Genomic DNA, 20,322 nt, shown 5'->3' on the forward strand with positions numbered 1-20,322 from the left:
CCCGCCCGAACGGCCGAACGCCTGAAACGCTCAACGAGGAGCCGCATGTCCCGCACGCCCACGCACGCCGCCCAGTTCGCCGACGTGGCGGACGTGACGACGCGGCTGACGGCCGCGGGATACCTGCCCGACGCCCAGATCGCCACGACGGTCTTCCTGGCCGACCGGCTGGGCAAGCCGCTGCTGGTGGAGGGGCCGGCGGGGGTGGGCAAGACCGAGCTGGCCAAGGCGATGGCCGCCGCGACGGGGTCCGAGCTGATCCGGCTGCAGTGCTACGAGGGCCTGGACGAGGCGCGGGCGCTGTACGAGTGGAACTACAAGAAGCAGCTGCTGCGGATCTCCGCGGCGGGCACCGGCGGTGCCGACTGGGACACCGTGCACGACGACGTCTTCGGTGAGGAGTTCCTGCTCGCCCGGCCGCTGCTGACCGCGATCCGGCGCAGCGAGCCGACCGTGCTGCTCATCGACGAGACCGACAAGGCCGACGTCGAGGTGGAGGGCCTGCTGCTGGAGGTGCTCAGCGACTTCCAGGTCACCATCCCGGAGCTCGGCACCATCACCGCCACCCGGCGGCCGCTCGTGGTGCTCACCTCCAACGCCACGCGGGAGCTCTCCGAGGCGCTGAAGCGGCGCTGCCTGTACCTGGCCCTGGACTACCCGAGCGCCGAGCGGGAACGGGAGATCGTGCTGTCCCGGGTCCCCGACCTCGCACCGGGCCTGGCCGACCAGCTGGTGCGCACGGTGCGGGCACTGCGCGCCCTGGAGCTGAAGAAGTCGCCGTCGATCTCCGAGACCCTGGACTGGGCGCAGACGCTGCTGGCGCTGGGCCTGGACACCCTGGACGAGCAGGCGATGCGTTCGACCCTGGGCGTGGTGCTCAAGCACGCCAGCGACCAGGTGCGCGCCGCCGCCGAGCTCCGGCTGAACTGATGCCGCCGGGAGCCGCCGTCGAGCCGGGTGGGCTGGTCGGGCACCTGGACGGCTTCGTCCGCGCGGTCCGGGAGGCGGGCGTGCCGGTCGGGATCAGCCAGGCCGTGGACGCCGCCCAGGTGCTCACCGTCGTCGACCTGCTCGACCGGGAACAGCTGCGGCACGGACTGGCCGCGGTGCTGCTCCGCCGGGCCGCCCAGCGCGAGGTCTTCGACGTCCTGTTCGACCTCTGGTGGCCGCTCACCGACCGGCCGGTGCCGGTCGCCGACGACGATGCCCCTGGGGACGGCGACGAGGACGGCGAGCCGGGGGCCGACGGGCCGCTGCCGGTGGGCGATCCGGGCGCGCTGGCCGAGGCGCTGCGCGCCGAGCTGCTGCGCCTGCTGCTGGACGGGGACGAGGAGGCGCTGCGCCGGTTCGCCCGGCTCGCCGTCGACCAGCTCGGCGCCGGGGCGCCCAGCGCATCGGGGCAGTCGTTCTTCAGCTACCGGGTGCTGCGCGCGCTCTCGCCGGACACGCTCGTGGCGCAGCTGCTGGCCGGGATGCTCGGCGGAGGTGAGACCGGCGGGCTGGCCGAGCAGGTGGCCCGGTCGACGGCGAAGGAGCGGATCGCGGCGTTCCGGACGGCCGTGGAGGCCGAGGTCCGGCGGCGCACCGCGGCGGAGAAGGGGCGGGACAAGGTCGCCCGCAACGCCGTCCGCCCGATGGCCGACCAGGTCGACTTCCTCCGCGCCCAGCAGGCCGACCTGGCGGAGCTGCGCCGCACCGTGGCCCCGCTGGCCCGGCGGCTGGCCGTGCGCCTCTCGGCCCGCCGCCGGCTCGGCCGGGCCGGGCGGCTGGACTTCCGGCGCACGGTGCGCGCCTCCCTGGCCACCGGCGGGATGCCGCTGGTGACCCACCACCGGCCGCGGGCGGTGCACAAGCCCGAGCTGGTGGTGCTCTGCGACGTCAGCGGCTCGGTGGCCGGCTTCAGCCACTTCACCCTGATGCTCACCCAGGCGCTGCGCGAGCACTTCAGCGGCGTGCGGGCGTTCGCCTTCGTCGACTCGACCGACGAGGTGACCCGGTTCTTCACGCCCGGCGCCGACGTCGTCGACGCGATCGCCCGGATCGGACGGGAGGCCGACGTGGTGAGCTTCGACGGGCACAGCGACTACGGCAACGCCTTCGAGGTCTTCGCCGAGCGGTGGCCCGCGGCCGTGGGCCCGAAGACGTCGTTGCTCGTCCTCGGCGACGGCCGCACCAACTACCGGCACCCAGGCCTGCCGACGCTGGCCGACCTGGTGCGGCGGTCGCGGTCGGCGCACTGGCTCAACCCGGAGCCGCGCCGGTTGTGGGGGAGCGGTGACTCGGCCGCCGACCGGTACGCCGACGTCGTCCCGATGGTGGAGGTGCGCACCGCGGCCCAGCTGGCCGACTTCGTCACCACCCTCTGAGGCCACCGTTCTGGCCCGCCGGGGCAGCCACCACCATGACGACACGCCGACGGAATCGTTCCCATGCCCCCGCCTCCTCGCACAACGTGCAACGAGACGGCATCGTCCGCTTCAGGCACGACGGCGGGGTGGACGACGAGCTGCAGGAGTGGGTGCGACCACCACTCGGCGGACTCGCGAGCGACCGGCGGCACGGGGGAGCCGGTCGCCAGCCCGACGGCGCAGGGACCACCCGGCCGTCGTGCCCCCCTTCCGGCCCCCGGAACCGGTGGTCGGACGACCGGCCCCGGCCCGGCCGGGCTAGGCTCGGTCGGTGGCAGGACGTCGACTCGGGGTGATGGGCGGGACGTTCGACCCCATCCACCACGGGCACCTGGTGGCCGCCAGCGAGGTCGCCGGACTGTTCGGGCTCGACGAGGTCGTGTTCGTGCCGACCGGTCAGCCGTGGCAGAAGTCCGACCGGGGCGTGAGTCCTGCGGAGGACCGCTACCTGATGACCGTGATCGCGACCGCCTCCAACCCGCGCTTCTCGGTCAGCCGGGTCGACGTCGACCGGGGCGGACCGACGTACACCATCGACACCCTCACCGACCTGCACCGCCTGCACCCCGACGCCGAGCTGTTCTTCATCACCGGCGCCGATGCGCTCGCCCAGATCGTCGGCTGGCGGGAGACGGACAAGCTCTTCCAGCTGGCCCACTTCGTGGGCGTCACCCGGCCCGGCTACCAGCTGGCCGACGCCGACCTGCCGCACGGTGCGGTCAGCCTGGTCGAGGTGCCCGCACTGGCGATCAGCTCCACCGACTGCCGCGACCGGGTGCGCCGCGGGCGGCCCGTCTGGTACCTGGTCCCCGACGGTGTGGTGCAGTACATCGAGAAGCGCGGGCTCTACCACCCCGGCGCCGGGGCCGACGAGCTGACCGACGGCCCGCGGACCGGTGTGTTCCCCGCTGAGCGGCGGGTGGCCACGGACGACCGCGAGACCACGGCCACCTCGCCGGACCTCGGGCACGGGTACCCCGTGCAGGACCCGGACCTGAGCGACCCAGACCTGAGCCACACCCCCATCACCGGGGACGACCCGTCCCCCGACCTGCAGGAGATCCCCCGATGACCGCCTCGGACGAGGCACGCGAGACCGCGCTCATCGCAGCGCAGGCCGCCGCCGACAAGCTCGCCACCGACGTCTCGATCGTCGACGTCAGTGACCGCCTGGCGATCACCGACGCGTTCGTCCTGACGTCGGCGCCCAACGAACGCCAGGTCCAGTCGATCGTCGACGGGGTGGAGGAGCGCCTGCGCGAGCACGGTCTGAAGCCGGTCCGCCGCGAGGGCGTGGCCGAAGGACGGTGGGTGCTGCTCGACTTCGTCGACGTCGTCGTGCACGTCCAGCACGCCGAGGAGCGCGCCTACTACGCCCTCGAGCGGCTCTGGAAGGACTGCCCGGTGATCCCGTTCACCGACGGTGCGGTCCCGGCCGCCCCGACGCCGGCGGAGGAGGACGCTGCCGCCGGTGACGAGGGGGGCAGCGCCGAGGACGCCGCGGGCGAGTCCGGCCGGTGACGGCGGGCGCTGACGCCCCGGCGGTGTCCCGCCTGCTCGTGTGGCGGCACGGCCGTACCGAGTGGAACGCCGCCGGGCGCTTCCAGGGGCAGCTCGACCCGCCGCTGGACGCCGAGGGACGGTCCCAGGCCGCGCGCACCGCACCCCATCTCGCCACCCTGCTGGACGGGCAGGAGGCGCTGCTGGTCTCCAGCGACCTGCAGCGCGCGGTCGACACGGCAGGGGCGCTGGCCCCGCTGCTGGGTGTGCCGCTGCGCGTCGACGAACGGCTGCGCGAGCACGGACTGGGCAGCTGGGAGGGCCTGACCCGCCACGAGGTGGCCGACCGGCACCCGGAGCAGTACGCCGACTGGATGGCCGGCCGGCCGGTGCCCGGGCGTGGCGGGGAGGCGCAGGCCGACGTCGCCGCCCGGGCGCTCGCCGCGGTGGCCGACCTGCCGCCGGCGGCCACCGCCGTGCTGGTGACCCACGGCGGTACGGCGGGCCGGTTGATCGAGGCGCTGCTGGGGCTGGGGGCGGAGCACAAGCGGGTCTTCGGGCCGCTGGGCAACTGCCACTGGAGCGAGCTGTCCTTCCAGGCCTCGGGGTGGCGGCTGATGCGGCACAACCTGTCGGCCCTGGCGCCCGAGCGCACGGAGGGCGGCGTGCGCTCGCCCGGTGACCGCGGCGCCTTCCCCGAGCTCTCGGCCACCGACGCCCCCGATGCACCGCGGGCGGGAGCCAGCCCCGAGGAGGGCGCACCCGTGACCGACGCCGACGCGGGCTGACCGGCCGGCCCCGCAGCGCTGCGCCGCACGCGGCTAGCCTCGCGCCATGTCCGTCGCCGTGGTCACCGACTCGACGGCCTACCTGCCGGCCGACGTCGTCGAGCGCTACGGCATCCAGGTCGTGCCGCTGTACGTCGTGCTCGCCGGGCGTTCGGGCCGGGAGGGCAGCGACGTCACCTCCGCGGAGGTCGCTCGTTCGCTCTCCGTGCGGGGCGGGCACGTCAGCACGTCGCGCCCGACGCCGGGGGACTTCGTGGCCGTGTACCGGCGGCTGCTGGACGGCGGCGCGGACCGGCTGGTGTCGGTGCACCTGTCCGGCGAGCTGTCGGGCACGTGGGACGCCGCCCGGGTGGCGGCGGCGCAGGTCGGTGAGCACCTGGTGACCGTGCTGGACTCCCGCTCGGCCGCGATGGGCACCGGGTTCGCCGTGCTCGCCGCCGCCCGGGCCGCCGCCGACGGTGCCTCGGCCGCCGAGGTGGCCGACGCGGCCCGGGAGACGGCGGCGGCGACCCGCACCTTCTTCGTCGTCGACACCCTCGAGCACCTGCGGCGGGGTGGGCGGATCGGCGCTGCCGCCGCGCTGCTGGGCAGTGCCCTGGCGGTGAAGCCGGTGCTGCACGTGACCGACGGCCAGGTCGTCGCCCTGGAGAAGGTGCGCACCTCCGCCCGCGCCCTGAACCGGCTGGTCCAGCGCGCGGTCGACGTGGCCGGTGACGCCCCGGTGGCCGCTGCGGTGCACCACCTCGCCGCCCCGGAGCGCGCCCAGCGGCTCGCCGACCAGCTGGCCGCCCGGCTGCCGGCGCTCACCGAGCTCTACGTGAGCGAACTGGGGGCCGCCGTCGGGGCGCACGTCGGGCCGGGTGCGGTCGGCGTGGTCGTCGACCCGACCCCGCGTCCGGGCACCCAGGCAGGGCAACGGCCCGACGAGGGGCCACCGCCGCCGGATCCGTCGGAGCAGGTCCAGGACTGAGGTCGGGAGGCCGGGCACCCGGTCACGGTCGGGTGGCTCCGGCAGTCGACGGGCGCCGCCGTCCACAACGGTGTGCTCCGTCCACAACCCGGTCGCGGCCCTCGTCGGGGGTGGAGCCGGCTCCCTAGCGTCCGTGGCGTGCGCCCTCCTGCCCGTCGCAGCGACGACTCCGACGTGATCCGGGCCCGGCTGCGGGCGCTGCTGGCCGAGGGGCAGCACGGCGGCGGCTGGGTCCCCGACACCGGCGAGCCGGACGAGCTCCCCGGCGACGACGGCGACTGGCCGGCCGACGAGGACGACCGCACGACCCAGCCCGTCGAGCCCGTGCACCTGCCCGCCGGGCTGGGCCGGCACCGCGCACCCGGGCGGGCCACCCGCGTCGACCCCGGCCGTCCCGGCGCCTGGGCGTTGTGGACGGTCGCGGTGGTGGCGGCCGTCCTGGTCGTCGGCTGGACGTGGATCGGCCGCCCGGTCGTCGACCAGGTGCCGGCTGCTGCGTCCAGCGGCGCTCCGGCCGCGTCGGTGGCCGCACCGTCGTCCACCTCGGCCGGCCGCGCACCCGCGGGGGAGGCTCCTGAGGGCGCGGGGGCCGGCACGGTCGTGGTGTCGGTCGTCGGGCTGGTCGGCGCCCCGGGGCTGGTCACCCTGCCGGCCGGTGCGCGGGTGGCCGATGCGCTGGCGGCGGCCGGCGGGCTGCTGCCCGAGGCCGACCCGGCGTCGGTGAACGCCGCAGCCGTGGTCAGCGACGGCCAGCAGATCGCCGTCGGGGTGCCCGGGGCGGTGCAGGGCACAGGCGGCCCGGAGGCGGCGGGAGCAGCCGGGGCCGTGCTCGACCTGAACACGGCGACCGTGGCGGAGCTGGACGCACTGCCGGGGATCGGCCCCGTGCTCGCCCAGCGGATCGTCGACCACCGCGCCGCCCACGGGCCGTTCGCCAACGTCGACCGGCTGGACGACGTCAGCGGCATCGGCCCGGCGATCTTCGCCGAGCTGGCCGCGCGGGTGCGGGTCTGACGATGCCGCCGTCCGGTGCGGGACGGCCGGTCCACCGCGTGCAGACGACGGACCGGTGGTCCTGGCTCGACCTGCGCCTCGTGCCTCCTGCACTCAGCGTGTGGGTGCTGACCCTGCTGGCACCCCACCTGCCCGTCGGCCTCCTCCTCGCCCTCGCGGCGGCCTCGGCCCTGGGCGCCGCCGCCCTGCTGCTGGCCGGCCGGTCCCACCGGGCAGTCGTGCGCCGGCAGGTCGCGGCGCGCGGGGTCGTCATCGGCTGCCTGGCCGCGGTCACCGTGACCGGAGCCACCTCGGCGGTCCGGGCCCAGGCGCGAGCGGCCGCACCCCTGCTGGCGTTCGCCGACCGCGGTGCCGTCGTCGAGGTGTTCCTGGAGCTGACCGACGACCCGCGACCGGTGGCCGGCGCCGGGGCAGCTCGGGTGCTCGTGCACGGGAAGGCCTCCCCGGCGGCGGACCGGACGGGTGGCGACCCGGTGCTGCTCTTCGGCGCCGCGGAGGAGTGGGCCGGGCTGCTCCCCGGTCAGTCGGTCCGGCTCCACGTCCTGGTCCGGCCGGCGGAGCCGGGGGACGACGTCGTGGCGGTGCTGTCCGCGCGCTCGCCACCCGACCCGGAGGGTGGGCCGGGCGTGGTGCAGGACGTGGCCGGGTCCCTGCGCACCGGGCTGGCCGAGTCGGCTGCCCGGACCCTGCCCGACCGCGCCGCCGGGCTGCTTCCCGGACTGGTGGTGGGGGACACCAGTGCCATGGACCCAGCGCTGGTCGAGGAGTTCCGGCGGGCAGGCCTGGCCCACCTGACGGCCGTCTCGGGGGCCAACGTGGCGATCGTGGTGGGCCTGGTGCTGTGGCCGCTGCGGGCCCGGGCCGTCGACCGGCGGTGGCAGGCGCTGGCCGCGGCGCTGGCGATCGTGGGGTTCGTCGTGCTCGCCCGTCCGGGGGCCAGCGTGCTGCGGGCTGCGGCGATGGGCGCGGTGGCCGTGCTGGCGCTGGCCTCCGGCCGGGCCCGTGCCGCGGTGCCGGCGCTGGCGGCCACCGTGCTGGTGCTGCTGCTCCTCTCGCCCGGGCTGGCCAGCGACGTCGGGTTCGCCCTGTCGGTCTCGGCCACGGCGGCGATCGTGCTGCTGGCCCCGGGGTGGTCCCGGGCGCTCCGCCGGCACCGTGCGCCCCGGCCCGTGGCCGACGCCGTGGCGGTCAGTGCGGCCGCAGGCCTGGCCACCGCACCGCTGGTGGCCGGCCTCGCCGGGCTGGTCAGCCTGGTGTCCCTGCCGGCCAACCTGCTGGCGGCACCAGCGGTGCCGCCGGCGACCGTGCTGGGCGTGCTGGCCGCCCTGGTGTCGCCCGCAGCGCCCGGGCTGGCCGACGTGCTCACCTGGCTGGCCGGCTGGCCGGTGCGCTGGCTGGTCGTCGTCGCCGAGCGCGCCACGGCGGTGCCCGACGGCACCACCGGCTGGCCGGCCGGCACCCGGGGTGCGGTCCTGCTCGCGGTGCTCCTCGCCGTCGTGGTCTGGACGCTGTGGCGGTGGCCCCGGCTGCGTCCGCTGGCGGTGGCCGCGCTCCTGGGCGTCGTGCTGGTCGGTTGGCCGTTGCGCCAGGCCGGCCGGGGGTGGCCGCTGACCGACACGGTCGTGGTGGCCTGCGACGTCGGCCAGGGCGATGCGCTCGTGCTGCCGACCGGTCCGGGCGAGGCGGTGCTGGTCGACGCGGGTCCGGATCCTGCGCTCGTCGACGGCTGCCTGCGCCGACTGGGGGTCGACCGCCTGCCGCTGGTCCTCCTCTCGCACCTGGACGCCGACCACGTGGGCGGGCTGGCCGGTGCCCTGGCCGGGCGGGACGTCGGGGAGGTGGCCACCGGGGCGTTGACGCCCGACGACGAACGGGTGCCCCGGCTGGAGCGGGCCGTGGCCGAGGCCGGTGCGCGGCGCGTCGTCCTGCGGCCGGGGGACCGGCGCACGGTGGGCAGCGCCGGCTTCGAGGTGCTCGCCCCCGATCCGGCCGAGGCCGTCGCCGGGGCCGAGCCGAACGACCTCAGCCTCGTCGTGCGGGCCACCCAGCGGGGCGTGCGGGTGCTGCTCACCGGCGACCTCGGCGCGGAGGCGGAGGCGCGCCTGGTGGCGGCCGGCCTCGACCTGGGCGCCGACGTGTTCAAGGTGCCGCACCACGGCAGCGCGGACGCCGATCCCGGGTTCCTCGGTGCCAGCGGGGCGGTCGTCGCGCTGATCTCGGTGGGAGCCGACAACAGCTACGGCCACCCGACCCGGCGGCTGCTGGACTGGTTGGCCGACGCGGGGATGCGCACCTACCGCACCGACCGGGACGGTGACGTCGCGGTGGTGGGCCGGGCGGGGGAGTGGGGGGTGGCGGTGCGGGGACCGGACGCCTCGCTGCGCGCCGGCGCGGGAGCCCAGCCACTGGAGCCGAGGCGGCCGGGTGCGGTGGCGACCCGGTCCCGGCGGCGCCCCGATCCTGTCGGCGCGCCGTGGCAGCATGGGCCCGTGGCAACCGCAGCACCTCCGGCACCGACCTCCCGGCTCCGGGTCGTGGTGGGCGAGGAGGAGCTGCTGCGCGCCCGAGCCGTCTCCGCCGTGCGCGCGGCGGTCCGCGAGCGCCACCCCGACAGCGAGGAGCACGAGCTGCCGGCAGCCGGCCTGGCGGTGGGCCAGCTGGCCGACGTGCTGGCACCCTCCCTGTTCGGTGGGCACCGGCTGGTCGTCGTCACCGGGGCGCAGGAGTCCGCGGCGGCGCTGGCCGACTCCCTGGTGAGCTACACCAAGGAGCCCGACCCGGAGCTCACGCTGGTCGTCGTCCACTCCGGCGGGAAGCGGAACGAGGCGCTGCTGAAGGCGTTCAAGGCAGCCGGGGCGGCGGTCGACGAGTGCCCGAAGATCAGCTCGGCGGGGGAGCGGGTCGCCTTCGTGCGCAACGAGGTGCGGTTCGCCGGCGGCAAGATCACCCCCGACGCGGTGACCGCGTTGCTGGAGGCGGTGGGCAACGACCTCCGCGGGCTCTCCGCGGCCGCCAGCCAGCTCGTGTCGGACTTCGGTGGGGTCATCGACGCCGACGCCGTCGCCCGCTTCCACCGGGGCCAGGCCGAGGTCACCGGGTTCACCGTCGCCGAACGGGTGCTGGTCGGGGACATGGCCGGCTCGGTGGAGATGCTGCGCTGGGCGCTGGACCGCGGGGTGGCCCACGTGCTGATCGCCGACGCGCTGGCCGACGGGGTGCGCACCGCCGCCCGGGTCGCCTCGCTGAACACCACGAACATCGGCGAGCTGGCCCGCCAGCTCAAGCTCCCGCCGTGGAAGGTGAAGAAGGCGCAGGCCCAGGCGCGGGGCTGGAGCATCGACGCGCTGCAGAAGGCGATCGGGGTGGCCGCCGAGCTCAACGCCGACGTGAAGGGCGCCGCCGCCAGCGCCGACTACGCGCTGGAACGAGCGATCCGCCGGATGGTGGGCATCCGCGCGGCCGCGGCCGGTGGGCGGGCTCGCGCCCTCCGCTGACGCCCCGACCGGATCACCGTCGCGACCGGATCACCGCCCCGACCGGGTCACCGGCTCGGTTCTTGGAGGCGAACCGGCCTCGGTGGAGGGCCACAGACGCGAGGAGCCCCCTCCCGTGCAGGGAGGGGGCTCGTCGCGGAGCGGTGCGCAGCTCAGAGGCTGGCGACCTTCTTGGCCAGCGCCGACTTGCGGTTGGCGGCCTGGTTCTTGTGGATGACGCCCTTGCTGGCGGCCTTGTCCAGGGCCTTCGAGGCCGTCGCGAGGGCGGCCTCGGCCGCGGCCTTGTCCCCGGCGTCGGCGGCCGTGCGGAAACGCCGGACCTGCGTCTTCAGGGCGGAGCGGACAGCGACGTTGCGCTGACGAGCGATCTCGTTCGTCTTGATCCGCTTGATCTGGGACTTGATGTTCGCCACGCGTGAGCCTCGGATGTGTCGCAGGGAGGTGTACTTCTGACAGTGCGTCCACGGCACAACGAAGCGCAGCGCGGACCGGCTTGCAAAGATACCAGCCCGCCGCCCCACACCCCAACCGGTGCAGGCCCGCTCCGGCCCGGCACAGCCGCGCGCGACGTCGTCGCCGGGCAATCGTCCTGTCCGGGCGCAGTCCGTGGGACGATGGGCGCACTGTGACGACTCCTGCATCCACCGATCCCGCCCGGATCCGGAACTTCTGCATCATCGCCCACATCGACCACGGCAAGTCGACGCTGGCCGACCGCATGCTCGAGGTGACCGGGCTCGTCGAGGGGCGCAACATGCGCGCCCAGTACCTCGACCGGATGGACATCGAGCGCGAACGCGGCATCACCATCAAGGCGCAGAACGTCCGCCTGCCCTGGACGCCCCGCAGCGGCGAGGACACGAGCACCGAGTTCGTGCTCGACATGATCGACACCCCGGGCCACGTCGACTTCACGTACGAGGTGTCCCGCTCGCTCGCCGCTTGCGAGGGCGCCGTCCTGCTGGTCGACGCCGCTCAGGGCATCGAGGCTCAGACGCTGGCCAACCTGTACCTGGCGCTGGAGAACGACCTCGCGATCATCCCGGTGCTCAACAAGATCGACCTGCCCGCGGCACAGCCGGAGAAGTACGCCGCCGAGATCGCCCACATCATCGGTTGCGACCCCGACGACGTGCTGCGGGTCAGCGGCAAGACCGGCCAGGGCGTGCCGGAGCTGCTCGACCGGATCGTGCAGGAGGTCCCCGCGCCGACCGGTGCCGACGAGGGCCCCGCCCGCGCGATGATCTTCGACTCCGTCTACGACATCTACCGCGGCGTCATCACCTACGTCCGGGTCGTCGACGGCCGGATCTCCGCCCGCGACAAGATCAAGATGATGTCGACCGGTGCCACGCACGAACTGCTGGAGATCGGCGTCATCTCCCCGGAGCCCAAGCAGGTGGACAGCCTGGGGGTCGGCGAGGTCGGCTACTTCATCACCGGGGTGAAGGACGTCCGCCAGTCCCGCGTCGGGGACACCGTCACCCTCCAGCACAAGCCGGCCGCCGAGTCGATCGGCGGCTACCGCGACCCGAAGCCGATGGTCTACTCCGGCCTGTACCCGATCGACGGCAGCGACTACCCGCTGCTGCGCGAGGCGCTGGACAAGCTGCTGCTCAACGACGCCGCGCTGACCTACGAGCCCGAGACGTCGGCGGCCCTGGGCTTCGGCTTCCGGGTCGGCTTCCTCGGCCTGCTGCACCTGGAGATCGTCCGCGAGCGGCTGGAGCGCGAGGCCGGCATCAGCCTCATCTCCACCGCGCCCAACGTGGTCTACCGGGTGATCATGGAAGACGGCTCCGAGGTCACCGTGACCAACCCGAGCGACTGGCCCAGCGGCAAGATCGGCACGATCTACGAGCCGATCGTCAAGGCCACGATCATCGCGCCGAGCGACTACACCGGCGTGATCATGGAGCTCTGCCAGGGACGCCGCGGGCAGCTCGGCGGCATGGACTACCTGTCCGAGTCGCGGGTCGAGCTCCGCTACACGCTGCCCCTCGGCGAGATCATCTTCGACTTCTTCGACGCGCTGAAGTCCCGCACCCGCGGCTACGCGAGCCTGGACTACGCCGAGGCCGGCGAGCAGGAGTCCAAGCTGGTGAAGGTCGACATCCTGCTGCAGGGAGAGGCCGTCGACGCGTTCTCCGCGATCGTGCACACCGACAAGGCGTACAGCTACGGCGTGCTGATGGCCGGCAAGCTGCGCGAGCTCATCCCACGCCAGCAGTTCGAGGTGCCGATCCAGGCCGCCGTCGGTTCCCGGGTGATCGCCCGCGAGACGGTCCGCGCGATCCGCAAGGACGTGCTGGCCAAGTGCTACGGCGGTGACATCACCCGTAAGCGGAAGCTGCTGGAGAAGCAGAAGGAGGGCAAGAAGCGGATGAAGATGGTCGGCCGCGTCGAGGTCCCCCAGGAGGCCTTCGTGGCCGCGCTCTCCACCAACGAGTCCACCGCCAGCAAGCCCAAGTGAGCGGGCGGGTCAGCGCCGTCTGCGTCTCGGGTGCGGACCTGCTGCCGCTGCCCGACAAGCGCCCCAACCGCTCCGGCATCCGGAAGTCGCCGGTGGAGGGCCGGGTCGCCGTCCACCCCCTCGGGTTGGAGGGTGACGTCCAGGTCAACAAGAAGCACCACGGCGGCGAGGGCCAGGCGGTCTACGCCTATGCCCAGGAGGACGCCGACTGGTGGGTGGCCGAGCTGGGCCGGGAACTGCCGCCCGGCCGGTTCGGCGAGAACCTGCGGACCGTCGGCCTCGACCTGGTCGACGCCGTCATCGGTGAGCAGTGGCGGGTCGGGACGGCGCTGTTCCAGGTGACCGCCTGGCGCACCCCGTGCGCCAACTTCGCCCGCTACTGGGACGTGCCGGACCTGGTGAAGCGCTTCGCCGCCCGCGGTGCCACCGGCGCCTACCTGCGGGTGCTGGAGACCGGCGAGGTGGGGGCCGGTGACGCCGTCACGATCGTCTCCCGTCCCGACCACGGCGTCACGGTGGCCGGCGCGTTCCGGATCGTGATGACCGAGAAGCAGCGGCTGTCCGAGCTGACGCCGGTGCTGCCGTTCCTCCCGGACAAGGACCGGCCGGTGCTCGCCGCCAAGATCGATCGGGTCACCGCCCGGGCCTGACCTCAGACCGTGAAGACGATCTTCCCGGCGGTGCGGCCCTCGAGCATCCGGGCGAAGCCGTCCCGGGCCTGGGCCAGCGGCAGCTCGACGTCGATCTGCGGCCGCACCCCGGTGATCCGGCACATCTGGATCAGGTCGTCGAGCTCGTCCCGGGTGCCCATCGTCGAGCCGATCACCGACAGCTGGGTGAAGAAGACCCGGTTCAGCTCGGCGCCGGGGTTGAAGCCGCTGGTCGCCCCGCAGGTCACCACGACGCCACCGGGCTTGAGGGACTTGATGCTGTGCGACCAGGTGGCCTCACCGACGGTCTCCATCACGCCGTCCACCCGCTCGGGCAGCCGGGCGCCGGTCTCGAACGCCTGGTCCGCGCCGAGCGCGAGCGCCGCCGTCCGCTTCTCCTCGCTGCGACCGGTGACCCAGACCCGGTAGCCGGCCGCGCTGCCGAGCTTGATCAGTGCTGTGGCCACCCCGCCGCTGGCCCCCTGCACGAGGACCGTCGACCCGGGGCGCAGCCCGGAGCGGACGAACAGCATCCGGTAGGCGGTCAGCCAGGCGGTGGGCAGGCAGGCGGCCTCCGCGAAGGAGAGCTCGGCCGGCTTGGGGACGACGTTGCGCCGCGGCACGACGACCTGCTCGGCGAGCGTCCCCTGGTGCACCTCCGACAGCAGCGAGCGCTTCGGGTCCATCGTCTCGTCGCCGGTCCAGCCGGGGGAGGTGAGGACCGCGTGCACGACCACCTCGTTGCCGTCGGCGTCGATCCCCGCTGCGTCGCAGCCCAGGATCATCGGCATCCGCTCGGCAGGCAGGCCGACGCCGCGCAGGCTGAACAGGTCGTGGTGGTTCAGCGAGGCGGCCTTCACCTGGACCGTCGTCCAGCCCTCAGGGGCCTCCGGCTCGGGCCGGTCACCGACCTCCAGCACGGAGAGCGGGTCCTCAGGGGCGGGGGTGGAGACGAAGGCAGCGAGCATGAGCGGACGCTAACCGAGTACCGCCACCGCTGCGACGCGGGTCACCCCCTCAGCGGACGACGACGGCGTGCTCCTGCTGCGCGACGAACTCGCCGATCACCGGGGCGCCGGGCACCTCGCCGCCGAGCAGCAGCCCACCGGAGGTCTGCGCGTCGGCCAGCAGCAGCGCCTCGTCCTCGCTGACCGCCGACAGGTCGGCGTGCGGGCGGACCCAGTCCAGGTTCCGCCGGGTGCCGCCGGAGACCCAGCCGTCGGCCAGCGCCTGCCGCGCCCCGGCCAGGTACGGGACGGCGGCGGCGTCGACCACCGCGGTCACCCCGCTGGCCCGGGCCATCTTGTAGAGGTGGCCGAGCAGGCCGAAGCCGGTGACGTCGGTGCCCGCCCGGATCCCGGCGGCGACGGCGGCGACCGAGGCCTCGGCGTTGAGGGCGGTCATCGACGCGACCGCCTCCGCGGACACCTCACCGGTGTTCTTGTGCCGGCTGTTGAGCACGCCGACGCCCAGCGGCTTGGTCAGCGACAGCGCCGTCCCGGCGACGGCGGCGTCGTTGCGGATCAACCGGTCGAGGTCGACCAGGCCGGTGACCGCCATCCCGTACTTGGGCTCGGGGTCGTCGATGGAGTGCCCGCCCCCGACGTGGCAACCGGCCTCGTGCGCGACCTTCAGCCCGCCGCGCAGCACCTCCGCGGCCAGCTCGACCGGCAGCACGTCCCGCGGCCAGCCCAGCAGGTTCACTGCCATCACCGGGGTGCCGCCCATCGCGTAGACGTCGGAGAGCGCGTTGGCCGCGGCGATGCGGCCGAAGGTGTACGCGTCGTCGACCACGGGGGTGAAGAAGTCGGTGGTGAGGACCAGCCCCTGGCCACCGGCGATCCGCACCACGGCGGCGTCGTCACCGTCGTCGAGGCCGACGACCAGTTCGGCCGCCGGGTCCCGCGGGCCGGTGTGGGTGAGGCCGGCGACCACCGCCTCCAGCTCACCAGGCGGGATCTTGCAGGCGCAGCCGCCGCCGTGCGCGTACTGGGTCAGCCGGACGGGCGGTGCGGTGGTGGTCACGTCGAACCAATCTAGATGGCCCGCCGGACGGCCGGCCGGACACGATGCAGGGCCGGTGCCGACACCGGGGGAGTGCCTCGTCCGGGGTCCCCGGGGGTCCTGGGCTGTGGCAGTCTCCCGGAGGACCAGGGCGGCGAGGTCGGGGAGACCCCCGATCCGCCGAGGCAGGCGCCGGACAGCCTGGTCGCAACGGGAGGAGCACACCGGACGTGGCCGCCACACTGCACGACGTGGCCCGCCTTGCGGGGGTCTCCTTCAAGACGGTGTCGAACGTGGTGAACGACTACCCGCACGTCCGCCCCAGCACCCGGCAGCGCGTGCAGGAGGCCATCGCGCAGCTGGGGTACCAGCCGAACCTCTCCGCGCGCAGCCTCCGGTCCGGCCGCAGCGACGCGATCAGCCTCGCCGTCCCGGAGCTGCGGCTGCCGTACTTCGCCGAGCTGGCCGACGAGGTGATCCGTGCGGCCGAGCGCCGGGGCCTGGTCGTGCTCATCGAGCAGACCAACCGGGACCGCAAGCGGGAGCTCGACCTGCTCGGCAGCGCCCGGCTGCGGATGGTCGACGGGCTCCTGTTCAGCCCGCTGGGGCTCACCGCCGAGGACGCCTCGATGGTCGAGATCGACACCCCGCTGGTGCTGCTCGGCGAGCGTCTCTTCCACCCCGCGGTCGACCACGTGACCATGCAGAACGTGGCCGCGGCGCGCGCTGCCACGGAGCACCTCCTCGCCCGCGGTCGCCGGCGCATCGCGGTCGTCGGCTCGCACCCCGGTGAGGTGATCGGCTCGGCCGGGCTGCGCCTGCAGGGGTACCGCGCGGCGCTCGACGCGGCGGGCATCCCGTTCGACGAGCGGCTGCTGGGGCCGGCCGAGCTGTGGCACCGCCGGGAGGGTGCCGAGGCGGCTCAGGCGCTGCTGGCCTCCGGGGTCGACTTCGACGCGGTGTTCGCGTTCAACGACACCCTCGCCCTGGGTGCCATGCACGCGCTGATCGCCGCCGGCCGTCGGGTCCCCGACGACGTCGCGGTGATCGGCTTCGACAACACCGACGACGGCATGTTCTCCCAGCCGACGCTCACCACCGTCGACCCGGGCCGCCGGGAGATCGCCGAGCGTGCGGTCGAGACGGTCGTGCAGCGGATCGCCGACCGGAGCATCGCCCCGCAGCACGTGGAAGTGGGCTACTCGATCGTCCAGCGCGAGTCCAGCTGAGGCCTCGGCCACCGGCCCGGGCACGGGTCCGTCCCCGCCGCCGAGCCTGTCGTGGACCGGTTCGTCGACGACTCGCCGAGCGCGTCGGCGCGTTCTGCCGAGCCCTCTTGACACCGGTCGTGGGATGGACCACATTGCTCTTCACAACGTTGTAGAAGGTGCTCCACGGCACAGTCGCCAACGTGTGCGGCGCTCCGGCGCCTGCTCCCGGTCACCACCCAGCGACCGGGTGTCCTGCGCGCGGCGCTGGGCGACACCCTCGCCCACTGCAGCTCGTCGCACCTCGCTCCACAGGGGCCGAACGTGCAGCCGGCTCCAGCCACCGACGACGGCGTCCGTGGCCGTCACTCCGAGAGGGACCTCCCGTGAACAAGAAGATCATGACCGCACTGTTCGGTGCGGGGACCGTCATGACCAGCCTCACCGCCTGTGGCGGCGGCGGGGACGGCGAGGCCGCCGCCAGCGGCGGCGGCGGTGGGTCGTGCAGCGTGCCGATCGCCAACGCGGAGGCGCCGGTCGTCTCCGTGTGGGCGTGGTACCCGAACATGAAGACGGTGGTGGAGAACTTCAACGACACCCACACCGACGTGCAGGTCTGTCTCACCAACGCCGGCCAGGGGGCCGACGAGTACGCCAAGTTCCAGACCGCCGTCTCGGCCGGCCGCGGCGCCCCGGACGTGATCATGCTGGAGACCGACACCGTCCCGGTCTTCGCCCTGCAGGAGGCGCTGGTCGACCTGAGCGAGTACGGCGCCAGCGAGGTCGAGGACAACTTCGGCGAGGGTGCCTGGCGCGACGTCTCCAGTGGCGACGCGGTGTACGGCATCCCGATCGACGGTGGCCCGATGGCGATGATGTACCGCCAGGACATCTTCGACCAGTACGGCATCACCCCGCCCACCACCTGGGACGAGTACCGGGCCGCGGCCGAGGAGCTGAAGGCGGCCGGTGGGCCGCTGATGGGCGACCTCCCGGCGAACGTCCCGGCCCCCACCGTGGCGCTGATGCAGCAGAACGGCGCGGAGCCGTGGACCTACGACTCGGCGAACCCGACCGAGCTGGAGATCGACCTCAACAGCCCGGAGAGCAAGGAGGTGCTGGACTACTGGGCCGGACTGGTCGAGGACGGGCTCATCGGCACCCAGGACCAGTTCACCACCGAGTACATCTCGGGTGCGATCAACGGTGACTACGCCACCTACATCTCCGCCGCCTGGGCGCCCGGCTACCTGACCGGCGCCGGCGCGGGTGAGGGCGCGGACGCGGGCACCTGGCGCGTCGCCCCGCTGCCGCAGTGGGACCCGGCCAACCCCGTCTCGGTCAACTGGGGTGGCTCGGTCCTCTCGGTGACCAGCCAGGCGGAGGACCCGGAGCTGGCCGCGCAGGTGGCGAAGGAGCTCTACGCGGACGAGCCGTCGCTGACCGACGGGTGGACGTCGCAGACGATCTTCCCGCTGAACCAGTCGGTGCTGAACTCGCAGGAGTTCGTCGACCACGAGTCGGAGTTCTTCGCCGGCCAGACGGCCAACAAGGACGTCTACATCCCGGCGGCGAACGCCTACGAGGGGTCGACCTACAGCCCCTTCGGCACCACGTTCTACGCCCAGTTCACCGAGGAGATCGCCGCGATCAACGCCGGTGAGAAGACCGGCTCGGAGGCGCTGGACGACCTGCAGGCGGAGATGGAGACCTACGCCGAGCAGCAGGGCTTCACGCTCAACTGAGGCTGCCGGCCCAGCCGGACGACTCCGTCCGGTCGCGGGGAGGGCGCACCGCCTTCCCCGCGACCGGACACCCCCACCTCCCCAGAACGAGAGCGAGACGGTGATGGCAACGCTGGACACGGCACCGCGGCCGGTGTCCCCCGCAGCAGGGGCCACGGTGGCCCCCGGACGGCGGGGCGCCCGCCGACGCAAGCGGCGCGGCAACGGCATGGTCGGGTGGCTGTTCCTGGCCCCGTTCGCGGTGGTCTTCCTGCTGTTCCTGGTCGGCCCGCTGCTGTACGCCTTCTACCTGAGCCTCTTCACCAACGGGCTGGCCACCGGTGAGGAGTTCGCCGGTCTGGCGAACTACAGCCGGGCCTTCACCGACCCGGCCTTCCTGTCCGGTGTGTGGTTCGTGGTGCGCTTCGCCGTCGTGGTCATCCCGGTCCAGATGCTGGTCTCCCTGGCCGCGGCGTTGGTGCTCGACTCGCTCACCAGCCGCTTCGCCACGTTCTCCCGGCTCATGATCTTCATCCCCTACGCGATCCCCGCCGTCATCGGTGCGGTGCTCTGGGGCTTCCTCTACAGCCCGAACTTCGGGCCGCTGGAGCAGCTGTTCGGGGAGGGCGCACCGTTCCTGCTGAGCCCGGACAACCTGTTCTACGGGCTGACGAACGTGGTGACCTGGCAGTGGGCCGGCTACTACATGATCATCATCTACGCAGCGCTGCAGGGGATCGACCCGGCCGTCTACGAGGCGGCCCGGATGGACGGCGCGAAGGCCTGGCAGATCGCGCTGAGGATCAAGATCCCGATGATCAGCTCGGCGCTCGTCCTGATCCTGGTGTTCGCCGTCATCGGCACCCTGCAGTTCTTCACCGAGCCACAGGTGCTGCTGCCGATCTCCAACGGGTCGATCACCACCGACATCACCCCGAACGTCTACGCGTTCAACCTGGCGTTCCGGTTCGCCCAGTTCAACTACGCCTCGGCCATCTCCTTCGCCCTGGGCATCGTGGTGTTCATCGGCGTCTACGTCTTCCTCTTCCTGACCCGCAAGCGTGGGGGGTTCCTCAAGTGACCGTCCTGTCCAGCCCCGCCCGCGCCGACGCCCCGGCCGAGGCTCCCCGCCAGCACCGGGCCCGACGCCCGCGTCGGCGTCGTACCGGCTCGCACCTGTTCCTGGCCTTCCTCGTCCTCTACTTCGTGCTGCCGCTGTGGTTCCTCATCGTGGCCAGCACCAAGAGCCCCGGCGGGCTGTTCAACTCGCCGAACGGCGCCCTGTGGTTCGGCGAGGACTTCGCCCTCTTCGACAACCTCTCGACGCTGTTCACCTACAACGACGGCATCTACCTGAGGTGGCTCGGCAACTCGCTGCTCTACGCCTTCGGTGGCGGCATCGGGGCCACCGTCCTGGCGGTGCTCGCCGGGTACGCGTTCGCCAAGTTCGACTTCCCGGGGCGCCGGTTGTCCTTCGCGCTGCTGCTCGGCGCGGTGATGGTCCCGATGACCGCCCTGGTCATCCCCACCTTCGTGATGCTGTCGGAGGTCGAGCTCACCAACACCGCGTGGGCGGTGATCCTGCCGTCGATGCTCAGCCCGTTCGGCGTCTACCTGATGCGGGTCTACACCGCCGACGGCGTGCCCGACGAGCTGCTGGACGCGGCCCGGATGGACGGCGCGGGGGAGTTCCGCACGTTCTTCCAGGTCGCGCTGCCCCTGATGCGCCCGGCGATCGTCACGGTGCTGCTGCTGTCGGTCGTGGGCACCTGGAACAACTACTTCCTGCCCCTCGCCGTCCTGTCGGACTCCGAGCTCTTCCCGATCACCGTGGGGATCAACCTCTGGCAGGGGCTCGCCGGGGCCAACAACGGCGGCGGCGTCTCCCTCTACACGCTGATCGTCGTCGGCTCGCTGGTGTCGATCATCCCGCTGATCGCCGCCTTCCTCGGCCTCCAGCGGTACTGGCAGGGCGGCCTGTCCATCGGCAGCCTCAAGTAGCTCACCGGCGGCCCGCCACCGGCGGCGGGCCCCGGCCGGCGCGGTGCACGCCCTCGTGCTGCCCGCCAGACCTCCCTCGCACGGACCT

General features: G+C 73.6%; 17 protein-coding genes. 14 read left to right on the forward strand and 3 right to left on the reverse strand.

Going from position 1 to position 20,322, the window contains the following annotated elements:
- Nucleotides 1-45 precede the first annotated feature (45 nt).
- The 8 genes from O2V61_RS06230 (at nucleotide 46) to holA (ending at nucleotide 10,174) form a co-directional block, all read left to right on the forward strand.
- On the forward strand, nucleotides 46-930 hold the full coding sequence (locus O2V61_RS06230) for an AAA family ATPase (protein ID WP_269182440.1): 885 nt from the start codon (nucleotides 46-48) through the stop codon (nucleotides 928-930).
- Complete coding sequence (locus O2V61_RS06235; RefSeq protein ID WP_269182441.1) at nucleotides 930-2,366, forward strand: vWA domain-containing protein; 1,437 nt, start codon at nucleotides 930-932, stop codon at nucleotides 2,364-2,366. Before O2V61_RS06230 ends, O2V61_RS06235 begins: the two co-directional genes overlap by 1 nt.
- Before the next feature lie 313 nt (nucleotides 2,367-2,679).
- Complete coding sequence (gene nadD / locus O2V61_RS06240) at nucleotides 2,680-3,480, forward strand: nicotinate-nucleotide adenylyltransferase (RefSeq protein ID WP_269182442.1); 801 nt, start codon at nucleotides 2,680-2,682, stop codon at nucleotides 3,478-3,480.
- Nucleotides 3,477-3,929, forward strand: a complete 453-nt coding sequence (gene rsfS / locus O2V61_RS06245; protein WP_269182443.1) for a ribosome silencing factor — start codon at nucleotides 3,477-3,479, stop codon at nucleotides 3,927-3,929. Before nadD ends, rsfS begins: the two co-directional genes overlap by 4 nt.
- Nucleotides 3,926-4,696, forward strand: coding sequence for a histidine phosphatase family protein (locus O2V61_RS06250; protein ID WP_269182444.1), 771 nt, complete (start codon nucleotides 3,926-3,928; stop codon nucleotides 4,694-4,696). The genes rsfS and O2V61_RS06250 overlap by 4 nt, the downstream gene beginning before the upstream one ends.
- Nucleotides 4,697-4,742: 46 nt before the next feature.
- Nucleotides 4,743-5,666, forward strand: a complete 924-nt coding sequence (locus O2V61_RS06255; RefSeq protein WP_269182445.1) for a DegV family protein — start codon at nucleotides 4,743-4,745, stop codon at nucleotides 5,664-5,666.
- A 138-nt stretch (nucleotides 5,667-5,804) separates the two neighbouring features.
- A complete protein-coding gene (locus O2V61_RS06260) occupies nucleotides 5,805-6,680 on the forward strand; it encodes a ComEA family DNA-binding protein (protein ID WP_269182446.1) in 876 nt (291 codons plus the stop codon).
- Between the two features lie 38 nt (nucleotides 6,681-6,718).
- Nucleotides 6,719-10,174 (forward strand): DNA polymerase III subunit delta, encoded by a 3,456-nt coding sequence (gene holA / locus O2V61_RS06265; protein ID WP_269182447.1) that lies wholly within the window; start codon nucleotides 6,719-6,721, stop codon nucleotides 10,172-10,174.
- A gap of 152 nt (nucleotides 10,175-10,326) precedes the next feature.
- Here holA and rpsT read toward each other — a convergent pair whose 3' ends face one another.
- Nucleotides 10,327-10,587, reverse strand: a complete 261-nt coding sequence (gene rpsT / locus O2V61_RS06270; protein WP_036336679.1) for a 30S ribosomal protein S20 — start codon at nucleotides 10,585-10,587, stop codon at nucleotides 10,327-10,329.
- Nucleotides 10,588-10,799: 212 nt separating this feature from the next.
- Between rpsT and lepA the strand changes: the two genes are divergently transcribed.
- Nucleotides 10,800-12,647: a translation elongation factor 4 gene (lepA, locus tag O2V61_RS06275; protein ID WP_269171407.1), complete on the forward strand. Its 1,848-nt coding sequence runs from the start codon at nucleotides 10,800-10,802 to the stop codon at nucleotides 12,645-12,647.
- Nucleotides 12,644-13,297: an MOSC domain-containing protein gene (locus tag O2V61_RS06280; RefSeq protein WP_269182448.1), complete on the forward strand. Its 654-nt coding sequence runs from the start codon at nucleotides 12,644-12,646 to the stop codon at nucleotides 13,295-13,297. The genes lepA and O2V61_RS06280 overlap by 4 nt, the downstream gene beginning before the upstream one ends.
- Nucleotides 13,298-13,299: 2 nt before the next feature.
- Here the strand turns inward: O2V61_RS06280 and O2V61_RS06285 are convergent, their stop codons facing one another.
- Both O2V61_RS06285 and selD read right to left on the reverse strand, forming a co-directional pair.
- A complete protein-coding gene (locus O2V61_RS06285) occupies nucleotides 13,300-14,265 on the reverse strand; it encodes a zinc-binding dehydrogenase (RefSeq protein WP_269182449.1) in 966 nt (321 codons plus the stop codon).
- 49 nt (nucleotides 14,266-14,314) lie between these two features.
- Nucleotides 14,315-15,322 carry a selenide, water dikinase SelD gene (gene selD / locus O2V61_RS06290; protein ID WP_269182450.1) on the reverse strand — a complete coding sequence of 336 codons (1,008 nt, stop codon included), beginning with the start codon at nucleotides 15,320-15,322 and terminating at the stop codon, nucleotides 14,315-14,317.
- Nucleotides 15,323-15,531: 209 nt separating this feature from the next.
- Between selD and O2V61_RS06295 the strand changes: the two genes are divergently transcribed.
- The 4 genes from O2V61_RS06295 (at nucleotide 15,532) to O2V61_RS06310 (ending at nucleotide 20,234) form a co-directional block, all read left to right on the forward strand.
- The gene (locus O2V61_RS06295; protein WP_269182451.1) at nucleotides 15,532-16,530 is read left to right on the forward strand and encodes a LacI family DNA-binding transcriptional regulator; all 999 of its coding nucleotides are present in this window, start codon (nucleotides 15,532-15,534) and stop codon (nucleotides 16,528-16,530) included.
- A 365-nt stretch (nucleotides 16,531-16,895) separates the two neighbouring features.
- Nucleotides 16,896-18,254 carry an extracellular solute-binding protein gene (locus O2V61_RS06300; RefSeq protein ID WP_269182452.1) on the forward strand — a complete coding sequence of 453 codons (1,359 nt, stop codon included), beginning with the start codon at nucleotides 16,896-16,898 and terminating at the stop codon, nucleotides 18,252-18,254.
- Nucleotides 18,255-18,357: 103 nt separating this feature from the next.
- On the forward strand, nucleotides 18,358-19,314 hold the full coding sequence (locus tag O2V61_RS06305; protein WP_269182453.1) for a carbohydrate ABC transporter permease: 957 nt from the start codon (nucleotides 18,358-18,360) through the stop codon (nucleotides 19,312-19,314).
- Nucleotides 19,311-20,234, forward strand: a complete 924-nt coding sequence (locus tag O2V61_RS06310) for a carbohydrate ABC transporter permease (protein ID WP_269182454.1) — start codon at nucleotides 19,311-19,313, stop codon at nucleotides 20,232-20,234. Before O2V61_RS06305 ends, O2V61_RS06310 begins: the two co-directional genes overlap by 4 nt.
- Nucleotides 20,235-20,322: the final 88 nt, after the last annotated feature.

Origin of the sequence: Modestobacter sp. VKM Ac-2985, from assembly GCF_026967925.1 — a bacterium.
Lineage (GTDB): Bacteria > Actinomycetota > Actinomycetes > Mycobacteriales > Geodermatophilaceae > Modestobacter.